This window comes from Veillonella parvula (assembly GCF_018366295.1).
Lineage (GTDB): Bacteria > Bacillota > Negativicutes > Veillonellales > Veillonellaceae > Veillonella > Veillonella parvula_P.
Genome location: NZ_JAGZIJ010000001.1, coordinates 231,409 through 248,271, shown reverse-complemented (window position 1 = coordinate 248,271; position 16,863 = coordinate 231,409). Strand labels below are relative to the sequence as shown.

The 16,863-nt window shown below is 37.4% G+C and carries 11 protein-coding genes; 9 read left to right on the top strand and 2 right to left on the bottom strand.

The features are described 5' to 3' along the window. Positions 1 to 8: 8 nt before the first annotated feature. From KHY58_RS01210 to trmFO, 4 genes are all read left to right on the top strand, one after another. Positions 9 to 1,715, top strand: a complete 1,707-nt coding sequence (locus KHY58_RS01210) for a YifB family Mg chelatase-like AAA ATPase (protein WP_278471599.1) — start codon at positions 9 to 11, stop codon at positions 1,713 to 1,715. Between the two features lie 106 nt (positions 1,716 to 1,821). Continuing rightward, positions 1,822 to 3,048 carry a DNA-processing protein DprA gene (gene dprA, locus KHY58_RS01205; protein ID WP_270278705.1) on the top strand — a complete coding sequence of 409 codons (1,227 nt, stop codon included), beginning with the start codon at positions 1,822 to 1,824 and terminating at the stop codon, positions 3,046 to 3,048. Beyond that, positions 3,038 to 5,413, top strand: coding sequence for a type I DNA topoisomerase (topA, locus tag KHY58_RS01200; protein ID WP_278471596.1), 2,376 nt, complete (start codon positions 3,038 to 3,040; stop codon positions 5,411 to 5,413). Before dprA ends, topA begins: the two co-directional genes overlap by 11 nt. Then, positions 5,403 to 6,719 carry a methylenetetrahydrofolate--tRNA-(uracil(54)-C(5))-methyltransferase (FADH(2)-oxidizing) TrmFO gene (gene trmFO, locus KHY58_RS01195; RefSeq protein WP_008713971.1) on the top strand — a complete coding sequence of 439 codons (1,317 nt, stop codon included), beginning with the start codon at positions 5,403 to 5,405 and terminating at the stop codon, positions 6,717 to 6,719. The genes topA and trmFO overlap by 11 nt, the downstream gene beginning before the upstream one ends. A 108-nt stretch (positions 6,720 to 6,827) precedes the next feature. Here the strand turns inward: trmFO and lgt are convergent, their stop codons facing one another. Then, a complete protein-coding gene (gene lgt, locus KHY58_RS01190) occupies positions 6,828 to 7,652 on the bottom strand; it encodes a prolipoprotein diacylglyceryl transferase (RefSeq protein ID WP_008713970.1) in 825 nt (274 codons plus the stop codon). A gap of 157 nt (positions 7,653 to 7,809) precedes the next feature. Between lgt and KHY58_RS01185 the strand changes: the two genes are divergently transcribed. From KHY58_RS01185 to KHY58_RS01175, 3 genes are all read left to right on the top strand, one after another. After that, the gene (locus KHY58_RS01185; RefSeq protein WP_278471594.1) at positions 7,810 to 9,492 is read left to right on the top strand and encodes a glycosyl hydrolase family 18 protein; all 1,683 of its coding nucleotides are present in this window, start codon (positions 7,810 to 7,812) and stop codon (positions 9,490 to 9,492) included. Positions 9,493 to 9,582: 90 nt separating this feature from the next. Then, the gene (gene leuS, locus KHY58_RS01180) at positions 9,583 to 12,051 is read left to right on the top strand and encodes a leucine--tRNA ligase (protein ID WP_278471592.1); all 2,469 of its coding nucleotides are present in this window, start codon (positions 9,583 to 9,585) and stop codon (positions 12,049 to 12,051) included. Positions 12,052 to 12,126: 75 nt separating this feature from the next. Next, on the top strand, positions 12,127 to 12,606 hold the full coding sequence (locus KHY58_RS01175; RefSeq protein ID WP_004695896.1) for a deoxycytidylate deaminase: 480 nt from the start codon (positions 12,127 to 12,129) through the stop codon (positions 12,604 to 12,606). A gap of 160 nt (positions 12,607 to 12,766) precedes the next feature. On the opposite strand, the gene KHY58_RS01170 is transcribed toward KHY58_RS01175, so the two are convergent. Next, positions 12,767 to 13,996 carry an aminopeptidase gene (locus tag KHY58_RS01170; protein WP_278471590.1) on the bottom strand — a complete coding sequence of 410 codons (1,230 nt, stop codon included), beginning with the start codon at positions 13,994 to 13,996 and terminating at the stop codon, positions 12,767 to 12,769. A 111-nt stretch (positions 13,997 to 14,107) separates the two neighbouring features. On the opposite strand from KHY58_RS01170, the gene KHY58_RS01165 reads away from it, so the two are divergent. Both KHY58_RS01165 and KHY58_RS01160 read left to right on the top strand, forming a co-directional pair. Then, on the top strand, positions 14,108 to 14,677 hold the full coding sequence (locus tag KHY58_RS01165) for a helix-hairpin-helix domain-containing protein (RefSeq protein WP_021148170.1): 570 nt from the start codon (positions 14,108 to 14,110) through the stop codon (positions 14,675 to 14,677). After that, positions 14,634 to 16,862 carry a ComEC/Rec2 family competence protein gene (locus KHY58_RS01160; protein ID WP_278471588.1) on the top strand — a complete coding sequence of 743 codons (2,229 nt, stop codon included), beginning with the start codon at positions 14,634 to 14,636 and terminating at the stop codon, positions 16,860 to 16,862. Before KHY58_RS01165 ends, KHY58_RS01160 begins: the two co-directional genes overlap by 44 nt. Position 16,863 lies beyond the last annotated feature (1 nt).

The window sequence follows — 16,863 nt, the reverse complement described above, 5'->3', positions numbered from 1 at the left end:
GTCAGTTTATGTACGCAAAATTATATGGAGCCACCTTACACGGCATTGATGGATGCATCATTACTGTAGAGGTCGATATATCACAAGGTTTGCCAGTTTTTGATATCGTTGGACTACCTAATCAATCGGTTAAAGAGGCTCGTGAACGGGTACGAGCGGCCATTAAAAATAGTGGATACGAATTTCCAATGAGACGCATCGTAGTCAATTTAGCTCCGGCTACAATTCGTAAAAGTAGCGCTGGACTCGATTTAGCTATCGCTTTAGGGGTTCTGCTTGCATCAGGACAGATAAAGGGGCGTAAAGCAAAGATTTCGGCTTTATTTGATAAGAGTTTGTTTATGGGAGAGTTAGCGTTAGATGGTTCGCTATTACCAACCTTTGGGACTTTAGCTATGTCGCTAGCAGGATTAGATGCTAACTATTCAACAGTTTATACAAGTATTGCAAATGGTAAAGTGCTACAGTCTATTCCTAATTTAACCATATATGGTGGATCATCACTACAAGAAATTATTACTATTTTAGAGGAACAAATTAAGCCAAAGGTAGTTGATAAAAATAAACAAATAAGTATCAAAAAAGAAAAAGTAAATAAACACAATGCCAATAAATCAATTCCAGGGTCTTTAGAGTCTATGCCATTAACCGGAAGCAATGAAAATCTATATACAATCAGTAAATCACAAGTAACTATGATTAGTAATAATTGTGTTGATACGTCTGTTACGGATGAAAGTATAACTATAAAGACTAATCAACTATATACAGTTGATTTTGGCGATGTACAAGGTCAAGAGTTAGGCAAACGAGCCATGCTCATTAGTGCTGCAGGTCATCATCATTGTATTATGATAGGGCCTCCAGGTGGGGGTAAAACGATGATGGCAGAACGATTGCCGACCATATTGCCTCCTATGACTTGGAATGAAATTGTTGAAGTGAGTCGTATACAAGATGTAATAGGTTTGCTGGGCGATAATGGGCTAGTTACATCTAGACCTTTTAGACATCCTCATCATACGGCTACTTTGGCTAGTATAGTCGGTGGAGGAATTCAGGGACGTCCTGGAGAGGTAACATTAGCTCACGGAGGTGTATTATTTATGGATGAAGCGCCTGAGTTTCAACACCAAGTAATCGATGCATTACGACAGCCTTTAGAGTCTAGAACGATTACTATAAATCGGTCTCAAGGAAATTATATATATCCAGCTAATTTTATTTGTATTCTTGCGGCCAATCCTTGTCCTTGTGGGTATTACCATGATCCTCATAAGGAATGTGTCTGTACAGAAACGATGGTTAAAAACTATCAGCAACGGTTATCAGGGCCGATTATGGATCGTATTGATTTGCATATTCCCGTTGAGAGACCGACCCTTGAACAGCTGTTAGATACATCATCTTCAAATATGACGAGTGAAAGTATGAGACAACAAGTTATCATGGCCACTGCTATGCAACAGAAACGATATGAAGGTTTTGACTTTAATTCGAATGGAGCAGTTCCTCATAAGGCAATTAGTGAACTATGCAATATTACAGATAAGGCTTGGAGTGTTTTAGGCAATATATTTGACCATTTTCATTTAAGTGGGCGAGCTTTTGATCGCATATTAAAGGTGGCTCGTACAATTGCTGATTTAGAAGAAAATCCAAAAGTAGAACCACATCATATTTCTGAAGCAATGTTATTTAGAACTGGCAAATAAAGTAAGTATCTCATAAATTTAGTAGTTGTTTATTTGCCAAAAGTAGTTGTTTGATTCTATATAAAATTAATGATTATATACTTAGAAAGAATTACTAGGTGTTTATATGATTAGATACGATGACAATATTTATATTGCAGGATTACAAAGCTTATACAATGTTGGAGCCACATATGTAAGGCGATTTATAGAGGATTTTGGATCCCCTTATGATGCGTGGCAAGCTATTAAGAATGTAGAAAACTTAAAATCTTATACACATATTTCTGCATCTGATAAACGTGCCATTTCAGCATCGGCTAAAGATGAAAAATTAGATTATATTATCCATAAAGTAGACGAATACCAGATGGATTTTACTACCTTTTTAGACAAAGACTTTCCGTCTATCTTAAATCATATATACAATCCGCCAGCCATTTTATTTATGAGAGGTAATCAGGCACTCTTAGATGGACGATTAAATCGCATTGCTATTGTTGGAGCAAGGAGTTGCTCCTTATATGGCCGGAATGTGGCGAGAATGCTCGGCAAAGAATTAGGTAAATACAGTACCATTATTGTTAGCGGTGGGGCCCGTGGTATAGACTCACATGGTCATGAAGGCCTTCTGGCTAGTCAGGGGTATGGAATCATTGTTATGGGTTGTGGTTTAGATATTACCTATCCTCGAGAAAATGCAAAATTATTTGATCGTATGTTACAAAATAATGGGTTACTTCTATCCGAATACCCGCCAGGTACACCGCCGTCCGCAAAACATTTCCCAGCACGGAATCGTATCATTAGTGGATTATGCAGAGGTGTTATCGTAGTGGAGGCCAAGTCTAGTAGTGGTTCTTTGATTACGGCAGATATGGCGGTTAGTGAAGGTCGAGATGTATTTGTGGTACCATGTAATCTATTAGACCATACGGCAGACGGAAATAAATTCTTAATGAAAAATGGTGCATATGTACTTACTGGTTATGAGGATATAGTTGAACAATACCATTTAACAATGCGGGAATATTTTTCTAGTGAACATAAACTTTTACCAACAAATAATAAAGGTAATAAAGGCGTAAAAGCTAGCGTTCAAATAGGAAATCATAGTCAAAGTGTTGATAGAAAAGGGTGCTCTATGTTAAGCTTTAATGTGGATAGGAGTGTAATATTGAATGAAATACCTCATGATCGATGTATTACGGTTAGTGATATTTTGAAAGCGACTCGTATTCCATTACAACAACTACAGCCCTTATTACTAACATTAGAAATGGAAGGGGCTATAGAGAATCATCCGCCGAGAGGCTATATTAATATGACTAGGAGTGATATACTTGTCCATTAAACGATCTATCGTTATTGGCGAGCCGAAAGCAGCTAGTACTAGTAAAGATACAGAAAAGAAAAATACTAAGAAAGAGAGTACTACTATAAAGCGTAAGGTTACTAAAGAAGCCCTTACTCCAATGGGGATTGTACGGGATAAATCTGTACTACAAACTTCCGTGCCACCGGAGCAACGGGAACCTCGCGTATATAATCCGGACGGCAAAGTCTTGGTTATTGTAGAATCTCCTGCTAAATCTAAAACAATTGAAAAATTCTTAGGTCCTAACTATGTGGTAAAAGCAAGTATGGGCCATCTACGAGACTTGCCTAAATCTCAAATGGGCATCGATATAGAGCATGGCTTTACACCGCGCTACAGCAATCTTGTAACTCGTAAAAAGGTTATAGATGAACTCGTTTCCTATGCTGATGAAAGCAGCGCCGTATTGCTTGCAACTGACCCTGACCGCGAAGGGGAAGCCATTTCTTGGCACTTAGCGTACATTCTCAATGTAGATTCTAAGTCTACCTGTCGTATTACGTTTAATGAAATCACTAAAAATGCCGTAGCAGAGGCTTTGGAGGCTCCACGTACCATCGATATGAATATGGTAGATGCTCAACAAGCGCGCCGTGTATTAGATCGTATCGTAGGTTATAAATTGAGTCCATTACTTTGGAAAAAAGTATGTAAAGGACTCAGCGCTGGTCGTGTACAATCTGTAGCAGTTCGACTTATCTGTGAACGAGAGCGCGAAATCCAAGCCTTCGAACCACAAGAATATTGGACCATTAAAGGTAATTTTGAAACACCTAAAAAAGAATCTTTCACAGCGGAGTTGACACATATTAAAGGCGAGAAAATCGATATTACTACTGAAAGTGATGCACAAGCCGTGGTTGATGCTATTGGCGGTGAAGATGCAGTAGTGACAAATATTGAAAAGCGCAAACGTTCTCGTAAAGCGGCACCTCCGTTTACAACATCTACGTTGCAACAAGACGGCGTGCGTAAATTGAACTTTGGTGCTAAGCGTACGATGATGATCGCCCAACATTTATATGAAGGTTTAGAAATTGGCTCCTATGGCCACGTAGGTTTGATTACATATATGCGTACAGACTCTACGCGTATCTCTAAAGAGATGCAAGCTATGGCTAAGGACTTTATTCTTCGCAATTATGGGGAAGACTATTATCCGTCTAAACCAAATGTGTACGGCTCTAAGGGTTCTGCACAAGATGCGCATGAGGCTATTCGTCCTACATCTCTCGAGTTAACACCTAAAATGGTGGAACCATTCTTGAGTCGTGATGAACTTAAGCTATATACGTTGATTTGGAATCGTTTTATGGCTAGCCAAATGGCGCCGCAACTAAATGAATCCACAACGATAGAGTTGAATGTAAAAGATGACTATACATTTAAAGCGACTGGCTCTCGTGTTATCTTCCCAGGTTTCAGTACCGTTTATGAAGATGCAAAAAAAGAGGATGTACCTCAATTACCTGTTTTAAAAAAGAATGATGCTGCCCATACGGTAGAGGTATTGCCTGAACAACATTTCACACAACCACCTCCACGTTACTCCGAGGCGAGTCTTATCAAGACATTAGAAGAACTCGGCATTGGTCGCCCTAGTACATACGCACCAATTCTAGATACTATCGTAAGCCGTAACTATGTGGAAAATACGAATAAACAATTCGTGCCTACAGAGCTAGGCTTTGTGGTGGTAGATTTCTTGATTGCATACTTTGAAAAAATCATCAATACTGGCTTTACCCGTGATCTAGAAGAAGAACTAGATGCTATTGCGTCTGGCAAGGATACGTATGTAAAAGTATTATCTGATTTCTACGAGGTCTTTGCGCAAGAGCTAGAAGATGCAAGTGACGTAGACCGCATTGAAATTGCATCTATGGAAAGTGATGAAATCTGTGAACTTTGCAATAGCCCAATGGTATATAAATTTGGTCGCTACGGTAAGTTCTTAGCATGTTCTAACTTCCCGGAATGTAAAAATACTAAACCTATTACAGTAGGAACTGGTGTAACATGTCCTAAATGTAAAGAAGGGGAAATCGTAGAACGCAAGTCTCGTCGTGGGCGTATTTTCTATGGCTGTAATCGATACCCACAATGCGACTTTACATTATGGGATAAGCCAACTCATGATTTCTGTGAAACATGTGGTTCTATAATGGTTGAAAAGACATATAAAAATGGTACAGTTAAAAAGTTCTGTTCCAATGAAACTTGTCCTACTAGGCCACCAAAGAAAACAAGAAAGAAAAAAAGCGAAGCTAGTGAAGAAACTGTAAAAGAATCTAAAAAGTCTAGCAAAGCTAAAAAAGAGGAAACTACAATTGAATCATAAAAATGTTATCGTTATTGGTGCAGGCCTTGCAGGATCCGAAGCAGCTTGGCAGCTTGCTAACCGAGGCATTCATGTAGACTTATATGAAATGCGTCCTGTTAAGAGTTCTCCTGCGCACCAAACAGATCAATTTGCAGAGCTCGTATGTAGTAACTCGTTGCGCGCTGGTAATATTGAAAATGCGGTAGGTCTTTTGAAAGAAGAAATGCGTCGTCTCGGTTCCATCATTATGGAATGTGCTGATGCAACTGCTGTTCCTGCAGGTGGTGCTTTAGCCGTTGATCGTCATTTATTTAGTGAAATGGTGACGAAAAAAGTAAAAGGTCATCCTAATATTACAGTTCATCTAGAAGAGGTCACTGAACTTCCTACAGAAGCAACTGTTATTTTTGCATCTGGTCCGCTTACATCTGAAGCATTAGGAGATAAGATTAAGGCCTTAACTGGTGAAACAGGCTTTTACTTCTACGATGCTGCTGCACCTATTGTAACGGCTGAATCCTTAAACTATGATAAAGTTTTTGCTGCCTCACGTTATGATAAGGGCGATGCGGATTATCTTAACTGTCCTATGACCGAAGAAGAATATAAAGCGTTCTGGCATGAGCTTACAACGGCTGAAGCCGTACAACCAAAAGATTTTGAAAAGGAAATCTACTTTGAAGGCTGTATGCCCGTAGAAATTATGGCGAGCCGTGGGGAAGATACATTGCGTTATGGGCCCTTAAAGCCTGTGGGCTTAGTGGATAAACGCACCGATGAGGAATCTTATGCAGTTGTGCAATTGCGTAAGGAGAATAAAGAAGGTACCATGTTTAATTTGGTAGGCTTTCAAACTCATTTAAAATGGGGCGAGCAAAAGCGTGTATTCGGTATGATTCCAGGCCTTGAAAATGCCGATTTTATTCGTTATGGTGTTATGCATCGCAATACGTATATCAATTCTCCTGAGTTATTGAATCATGCATTCCAGCTTAAAAAGGAACCGCGTTTATTCTTTGCTGGTCAAATGACTGGAGTTGAAGGTTATTTAGAATCTGCTGCTAGTGGTCTAATGGTAGGCCTACAAGTAGACCGTTACTTAGAGGAACAACCATTTATTGAGTTTCCTAAGACGACGGCTATCGGTTCCCTTAGTCACTATATTTCTAACTACGAAGGCTCTAACTTCCAACCGATGAATGTCAACTTTGGCATCATGGATCCATGGCCTCAAAAAGTACGCAAGAAAAAAGAAAAAAATGCACTGATTGCAAATCGTGCTTTAGAAGAACTGGATGCTCTAAAAGCTAAAGAAAATTTATAAGAAATAGCCTTTTAAGAAATAGTTTTATTTCAGAAAATAGTAAAAGTCCTACATTCATAGGTAAAACCCATGAGTGTAGGACTTTTTTGTTAAGTATTTTTGTATTTATTATTTACGTTTTTTAGTTTTTGTTGTTGATTCTGTAGCTACTATAACAGCTTGATTTTTCTTTTCAAGATAGCCTAGATAAATGAATACACAGATACCTACAATGATGGCTATTAAACTCGTCATTTGAGCAGATTTTAAACCTAGCGTTAAGTTTACGTAATCGCCACGTAAGAACTCTAAGAAGAAGCGAGCCGTAGAATAGAGAATGGCATATAGTACGAACACTTGGCCCTTAGCATGTTTGAAAGATCCAAATAATAGAAGGGCTACAAAGATGAGAATATCAATTTGACCTTCCCATACTTCGGCAGGCCAAAGCGGCTGATTACCGTAGGTGCGATAGGCAAGGGTACTTTCAGGATAGATAATACCATAATTACCACCCGTAGGATGACCGAAAGCATCACCGTTTAAAAGGTTTGCCATACGGCCTACCGATTGAGCTAAAATCAATGCAGGGGCAAATAAATCGGCAAAAGCCCAAAAGTCAATTTTGTTTTTACGAAGATACCAATAGCCAGCAATTGTGCCTAGTACCACGCCACCTTGAATGGCCATACCTCCTTGCCAAACAAAGGGAATTTCTAATAAATGATTACCGTAATAATCCCAATCAAAGAAGAATACGTCCCATAGACGAGCACCGATGAGACCAGCTACGGCTACAGTAATGGAAAAGTCGATGATGTGTTCATGCCAACCGCGGCCATCCTTTTTCAAAAGTACATAGGCAACAGAGGCACCACAAATGATAGCCAAAGCTAACATGGTACCATAGGCTCTAATAGGGAAGTCCCCTATGAAAAATAAATATTGATGCATACAAAACTCCTTATGTGATAATTTTTTATTAGTACATAAATTAAATTATAAATTACATATATCCTTCATGCAAGAAAAGAGATGAACTATATATAATATGGTATAATATAGAGATTGGTATTGTATCCCAGTATGGGACCTAGAATTAGGAGAGTACATGATTCGTAAATCTACTATTATAAAATCATTAACAGCTTTAGTAATGTCTGCATTATCTAGTACAATCGTACAAGCAGAGGTATTGGTACCATTAGATCAATTTTTAGCCACTACTACACGTCATTACGAAGCAAATCAATATAAAACAGCATATACAGTATATATTCCACAAAGTGAATTACAAGGTGATACGGTTATTTTAAATCCTGCAGCCGTAGGTGAACCTGTTAAATTGCCCATTACCAAAAAAGATGGTATATCCTATGTAGATATTGAGTCTGAGCCAGCTATGCTGGGTGTTAGTTATACAAAAAATAATGGTCAACTTATTTTAGGACCTGCACCAGAAGCATCTACGGTGAAAGCACCTTATACATTGCAAACACCATTGGCTTGGGCTTTTGATCCATGGACAACAGAGGGAATTCCGTATCAGGCAAAACTCAATACGAGTGGTGATAATATTATTTCTCCAAGTTGGTTTAAATTGCATAGCTTAGGTTTAGAAGCAAGTTCAAATGTAAATATTGATTATGTGAAAGCGTATAAGGATAAAGGCTATCATATTTGGCCGTTAATTACTAATCGGTTTGACTCTAATTTTACAAGTGGTATTTTGTCGGATCAATCGGTATGGAAGAAATTTGCTCATAACCTTGTTCAATATGCCTATATATATGGGTTTGATGGTTATAACTTTGACTTTGAAAACATTAATTATGCTGATCGTGATCGTTTAACAACATTTGTAGCATATTTGTCTAATCATTTACATCAGTATAATATTAAAACTTCTATCGATGTGACTGGCTATTCTGATAGTCCAGAATGGTCATTAGTGTATAACCGTAAAGCTTTGGCAGATACAGTAGATTATGTAGTTCTTATGGCGTATGACGAAACTTGGGCTAAGAGTACTACTGCAGGTCCTGTTGCAAGTTATCCTTGGGTCCGTAGCCATACAGAAAGAATGCTATCTGAAGTTCCTTCTCAAAAGTTAATATTAGGCGTACCATTCTATATGCGCTTATGGCATGAAACGAATGGTTATGCAAAAAGCGAGACATTGGCTATGAAGAATACAAGTAATTACTTTGCTAATTACAGAGATAAAATGACTTGGGACGATCGATTAAAGTTATACTATTTATCTATTCCAACAGCTTCTGGTTCAGATCGTATTTGGTTTGAAGATAATACATCGTTAGGCTTAAAACTTGATCTGGTAAAAGAATTACACCTTGGTGGGTTTGCAGCATGGCGTAAAGGGTTTGAAGATATTTCTACGATTACTATGATTCAAGAAAAAGACTTAGGACGTGGTATTCCTAAATCTCCTACAGCAGTTGTTCCTGAACCTGTAGTTCAAGAAGCTAAACCATTAACAAAGCTTGAACAATACAAATTACGCTTAGAAGAAAAAGAAAAAGAAAAAGCAGCTAAAGCGGAAGCAAAACGGAAAGCTAAAGAAGAGAAAGAAGCTGCTAAACGCAAAGCAAAAGAAGAAGTTGAAAAAGTAAAAGCTGAGAAAAAACGCTTAGAAGAAGATGCTAAAGCTAGAAAAGAACACAATAAACAAACTGTTAAAGAGCAAAATGATTTATATACTAGTCATAGTTCTGATCAAAATACAAGCCCTAAAAATGATTTAATAAAAACTATTCAAGTCGTAAAACGCTAGTGTTTGACTGCTTTTACAGTACGTAGTAAAATAAAAATATTAATTATAAAATGGCAACCTATGAGGTTGACCATATGAGGAGGCCCCTACATGAACGAAAAGTATGTAGCCCAAGATATTGAAAAAAAGTGGCAACAGTATTGGGAAGATAACCATACATTTAAAACAGAATATGATGAATCTAAAGAAAAATACTATGTATTAGAAATGTTCCCGTACCCATCTGGTAACTTACACATGGGTCACGTGCGTAACTATTCCATCGGTGACGTAGTAGCTCGTTTCAAAAAAATGAAGGGCTTCAACGTGTTGCATCCAATGGGCTGGGACTCCTTTGGTATGCCTGCTGAAAATGCGGCTATCAAACATGGTATTGCACCTAAAACATGGACTCTTGATAATATCGAGAACATGAAATTACAACAAAAAGCTCTTGGTTTGTCCTACGATTGGGACCGTGAAGTAGCGACTTGCAAAGAAGATTACTATAAATGGACTCAATGGTTCTTCCAACAATTTTATAAAAAAGGCTTAGCGTACAAAAAAGAAGCTAAAGTAAACTGGTGTGAAACTTGTCATACTGTTTTGGCAAACGAACAAGTCATCGATGGTGCTTGCTGGCGCTGTGATAACCCAGTTGAGAAAAAAGACTTGTCTCAATGGTTCTTGCGCATCACTGAATATGCAGATCGCTTGTTAACTGATTTGGATACTCTTGATCACTGGCCACAACGCGTTAAATTGATGCAAAAGAATTGGATTGGCCGCTCAGAAGGTACGGAGTTTTCCTTTGAAGTACCGTCTATTAATGAACGTGTATCTGTGTATACGACCCGTGTAGATACAATTTATGGCGTAAGCTATGTAGTACTGGCTCCTGAACATCCATATGTAGAACGCATTATTGAAAACGCTCCTAATAAAGCTGAATTAGAAGCTTTTATTACACGTATGCGGAATATGAGCGATATCGACCGTACATCTACAGAGGCACCTAAAGAAGGTATGTTCACCGGCTCTTATGCAGTAAACCCTATGTCTGGCGAACAAGTACCGGTTTGGATTGCTAACTATGTATTAGTAGACTACGGTACAGGCGCTGTAATGGGTTCTCCTGCACATGATGAACGTGACTGGGAATTTGCTCATAAATACGATTTGCCAATTAAACAGGTTGTAGCTTGTGAAGGCGAAGAATATAGCCTTGAAAAATGGCAAGAATGGTACCATGAAGATGGCATTCTAGTTAACTCTGGCGATTATAACGGCCAAACATCTGCAGAGGCTCGTAAAAATATTACAGCTGCTCTTAATGAACGCGGTATTGGTGAAGGTAAAGTAAACTTCCGCCTTCGTGACTGGTTGATTTCTCGTCAACGTTACTGGGGCGTGCCAATTCCTGTAGTATATTGTGAAAAATGTGGTGAACAACTCGTTCCTGAAGAAGAGTTGCCAGTACGCTTGCCAGAGAATGTTAAATTTGAATCTGGTGCCGTATCTCCATTAGCTACATCTGAAAGCTTCCTAAATACTACATGTCCTAAGTGTGGTGGCCCTGCACGTCGTGAAACAGACACGATGGACACATTTATCGATTCCTCTTGGTACTTCTTGCGCTATACAGATGCTAAAAATGACCAAGCTTCATTCGATAAAAAAATTGCTAATTACTGGATGAATGTTGACCAATACATCGGCGGTATTGAACATGCTATCTTGCATTTATTGTACTCTCGATTCTTTGTGAAAGTTATTCACGATTTAGGCCTTATCGATGCAAATGAACCATTCCGTGGCTTGTTGACACAGGGTATGGTTCTTAAAGAAGGCAGTAAAATGTCTAAATCCAAAGGTAATGTAGTTTCTCCTGAAGAAATTATCAATACCTATGGTGCTGATACTGCTCGCTTGTTCATTCTATTTGCAGCTCCTGTAGATCGTGACCTTGATTGGTCTGACCAAGGTGTTGAAGGTTCCTATCGTTTCTTAGGCCGTGTATGGCGTATTGTTGATGCGTACAACGAAGAGTCTAAGAAAAATGTAACTGGTGATCTTACAAAAGACGAATTCGGATTGCGTCGTGAATTACACCGTGTTATCAAAAAGGTTACGGAAGACTTAGATAATAATTTCAACTTTAATACAGCGATTTCTGCCATCATGGAACTTGTAAATGCTATGTATGCTCATAAGGATAAAGTAGAAACAATCAATAGTGCATTAGCTAATGAATTGACACATTCCTTATTGCTTCTTTTAGCGCCATTTGTGCCTCATATTACAGAAGAATTGTGGCATGAATTGGGTGAAACTACATCCATTCACACAGAAAAATGGCCTGTATATGAAGAATCCGCTCTCGTTGTAGACGAAGTAGAAGTAGTCTTGCAAGTAAATGGTAAAGTTCGTGATAAACTTACTGTTTCCGTAAATATTACAAAAGAAGAATTAGAAACATTGGCCAAAGAATCTAGCCGTGTTCAAGAATTTATAGAAGGTAAGTATATCGTAAAAGTTATTTACGTACCTGGTAAACTTGTAAATATCGTTGTTAAATAAGGATATTCTATTTGTTTAATATTGTAAGCCCCCAACTACATAGGTAGAAGGGGGCTTATTTTAAGTGAGGTAATTATGGCAAAACGTAGCGATTATATTTCCTGGGATGAATACTTCATGGGTGTTGCCATTTTGGCAGCACAACGTTCTAAGGATCCAAATACACAAGTTGGTGCATGTATTGTTAGTAATGATAATAAAATCTTGTCCATTGGTTATAATGGTATGCCTTTGAATTGCAGTGATGATGATTTCACATGGGAACGTGATACAGCTGATGATAACAAATATTTCTATACTGTACATAGCGAACTCAATGCAATCTTAAATTATCGTGGCGGTTCTCTAGAGGGCTCTAAAATATATGTAACGCTTTTCCCATGTAATGAATGTGCGAAAGCCATCATTCAAAGTGGTATTAAAGCCGTTATCTATCGCGATGATCTCTATAAGGATACAAAAGAAGTAAAAGCATCCAAACGGATGTTGAAAACCGCAGGTGTAGACATTATTGAATACAAATCTACAGGCCGCACATTGAATATTACATTGTGATATAATAATTTTTTACCACTTATAAGAACCCCTATATACAAGCGTATATAGGGGCTCTTTTATATGTAGTTTTCTATTATAAATTGATATCAACCAGATCCGTTAGATTGAACGTACAGTTTTTACTATCATCCAATGTAGGATTACACTGTAGTCATGTTTATACTTGTAAACGGCCATCAATCATAATGTCTACTTCTTGGCCATCACGAGTGTAGCCTTTAATATTCATATGTTCATGACCAATCATAAAGTCTACATGTGTTAAGGAGTAGTTAAGGCCACGTTCTTTTAATTCTTCTTCAGATAAACCATCACTATTTTTGAGGCATGTAGGATAAGATGCACCAATCGCTAAATGGCAGGATGCATTTTCATCAAACAATGTTTCGTAGAAAATTTGGTTAGATTGGCTAATTGGGCTGAAGTGGTCCACCAAAGCAACTTCGCCGAGGTAGTGGGAGCCTTCATCGGTTTCTATTAACTCTTTTAATACTTCATAACCTTCTTTTGCAGTATAATCAACGATTTTACCTTCTTTGAAAGTAAAGGAGAAATCAGAAATAGTATTGCCATGGTAAATTAAAGGTTTTGTGCTGTATACAATACCATTAACACCATTATATTGGGGTGCGGAGAAAACTTCCTCTGTAGGAATATTGGCATTAAAAATAGTGCCATCCTTTGAAGATTCTTCACCACCTAGCCATATATGACCTTCTGGTAATTCTAATAAGAGGTCAGTACCATTTTTACAAGTATAACGCAATGCCTTTAAGTCTAATTTATTCAATGCTTCACAGCGGTGACGCAATTTTGCCATGTGATGACGATATGTGTCTTTCGGTTCTACACCTTCAATGCGGCAAAGTTTTAATAGGGTAGCCCATAGTTGTTCAATTTTCTCTTCATCTGTACCTTCATAGCCAAGTAAATCTGCCCATAGAACCGTTGGTACAGAAGCAACGCACCATGTAACAGAGGAGTTCATAATCGTTGTATGGTAGAAGGATAAAGCTTTATTTAAGTTACGAGATTGTAGTGAAATACGATTTGTTGGAATACCTTCTAACGCTTTTGGGTTCGCACTAATCAAAGATAAGAAAGCGGCCTTATCATCGATGTATTGCTTGTAGAATTCAGGTATCCAGTTAGCCGGTCTTTCTAATACAGATTCCTTAGCATGTAATAAACGTTGACGAGCGATTGGAGAACATCTCCAGTTGAGGACAACCTCTTTGGCACCTAATTCATATGCTTCTTCTGTGACGATAACTGCAAAGTCTTTGTTTTCCACATCTACAGAAATAACAAGAGTTTGATCTTCTTGTAAATTTACGCCATATTTTAACAAGGTATGTGCATATTTTTTTAATATTTCTTGATTCATTGTATCTCCTTATATTCGACATCAATTATGAAACTCCTGCTGGTGTGACCAATAGAGTCAACGGTAGGAGTTTACTTTTTCATAGGGAATTCTTTCAGTAGGAGGTGCACTATGAAAGTAAAATTGAAGCCATATATGACAATTATATTAATCCTATGTATTTTAGTAGGAATTTATTTCCTATGGCCTATTATAACAGATGAAAGCGATTCTGTCTTAGTTGAAGGAGCAATAGATGGAAATTCTTCTATATCAACTGTTGAACAAACATCCAACAAACCTATAGCTTATATTACGGGCGCCGTAGTTTCACCTGGTTTATATGAGTTTGAAAGTAGTGCTACTGTAGGTGATGTAGTTCAGTTAGCAGGTGGGCTATTACCTTATGCTGATGTAGAATCAGTCAATATGGCAAAGTCGGTTAATGCGGGAGATCATATCCACATAGTATTTAACTTCCACGGTAATCCAGAGGTTTTATTGCGCGGTAACAAAATTAATATCAATACAGCTTCTGCAAAAGATCTTGATGCATTACCAGGCATAGGACCCGCTATGGCAAAAAGAATTGAAGAGTATCGTTCACAAAAAGGACCCTTTACATCCGTTGAAGGTATCAAGGGGGTGAAGGGCATCGGTGATGGCGTATTTAAGAAGATTAAAGATAAAATTACAATCTAAATTTAGGAATACAGAACGAGCGTTTGAGGAATCAATCTTCAATACTCAAGTTTTAGTTAATACAAAGCCATTTATAACTTATAGCCAATGGGCACATACTATATTGGGATCTATAATAATTGGCACTATATTAGGATATGGTAAATATTATCCCGTACTTAGTCAAATGCATTATATTTTTGCGATTGCCTTAGCTATTATTGGTGTAACTGTTATTAAAATAATGCAATCTTATTGTAGGTGGCGTTTATATGCCAATTTATTAATATTAGTTTTTGCTGCAATGGGATTATCCTATTATCATACAGACTTACAAATTATTAATTATAGTAGCTATACATCATACTATTTACAGCAAGAAGGAGAATATCTAGGTACTGTTGTATCATCTCCTGAAATAGTAAATCTAGATGGACAGGAATATTACAAATATAATGTAGAGTTACATGGATTACATCCCTATAAAGATTCTGCTAAAAATGACTATATTAAGGCACAGGGTCGATTACAGATTTACTCAAAGGTATCTGCTACAAAGTATACAATACGGCTAGGGGAACAAGCAATAATTGAAGGTACACCAAAAAGCTTATTTCTCATTGAAGAGGAAGGACGCATTAATCTTAGAGGCAGATATATGAGCTCTAATACAAGAGGTCGAATCTATGATGGTGTATATCGATCTGCTACTAATAAAGATTTACAAGCATTCCACTTTAAAGAAACATTTTCTGAAAAACTATATGGAAAAAGTTTATATTTATGTGGTCAAATACGAGAATCTATTGAAAAAAATATTGCTAGTAATCTAGATGGTCCACAAAAGGTATTAGCACAAGCCTTATGCTTGGGTGGTCATTATAGTGAGCTAGGGGAAAAGCGAATGAAAGATTTTGCTTATACGGGTCTCATCCATATTTTATCTATCTCTGGCTCACATATTGCACTGCTATTAGCCTTAATTTACGGTTTAGGAAGACTCGTTAAATTAGGGAAGCGCACATGCTTAATTTTAGGTATATTAGTAGCTTGTATATATTGCTGTATCGTTGGTGGAGATGCACCTGTTATACGTGCAACGATGATGAGTATACTCATGTGCATGGCTTATGTAAAAGGACGATTATATCAAGCTAAACAGGCTTTATGTATATGCGCTATACTATGTCTTGTATATGATCCTTTTTCTTTGTTTGATGTAAGCTTTCAACTATCCTTTGGTGCAACCTATGGTTTACTTATATGGGGGAAGGTACTATATGAACGGATACAATGGCTACCAAAATGGATTAAAACACCCCTTGTTTTATGTGTGTCAGCACAGTTGCTCATCTTGCCGCTACAGCTGTATTACTTTCACTATATTAGTATTGCTAGTTTATTAGCAGCTTGCATAGTAGCACCTATATTAGATATATCCATCATTTTAATCTTTATAAGCACTGTTATTAGCTATGTAATGTCTATATCTTTTCCATGGTCTTTGATAGATGTACTATTACGCATATCGTTATATTTAAATCATGTCTTAGGGAGTAGTGGTAGTTTACTTTGGCTTGGTATGATGCATCTTTATTGTGTTTATGTATATTATACTTTACTAGGTCTGTTTACGTACTTTTTGACACATAAGAAGAAGTATACTGTATATGTAGTAATGTCCTTATTATGCATGGTTGCAGCCTATGGTGTTTCATACTATGTGACTCATCATCACAAGAATACGTTAATCCATTATATTCCTATGAAACAGTGTAATGTGCTGCTGTGTATAGCACCAAACCATGAACAGGCATATTTGTTAATCGATGCACCAGATTATATTAAAACAATGCCTAATGAAAGTCTAATTAATCAAACTATTAGGGCATATGGCATGAATCCTAGAATGGTAAAAGTTAAGTACTTTCACAGTAACGGTTCGGCAAGGGTAATATATAAAAATGGTATGAACCAAATAGTCGTATATAATGGACAAAGTAGAGAAAAAAATCTAAAATTAAATGATAAGGCTAATGTTTTATTTATAACGAGTCGATTTAGTGTAATGCATGAAATTGATCGTATTTCACCGCGTAGTACTGTTTTGTTTAGTAGTCCTCATGGTGCTTTACGCGATGTGGATCCATCATCAGAACATATGTATATAATGGGATACAGCTTTATTAAAGATATCTATCTGTGAA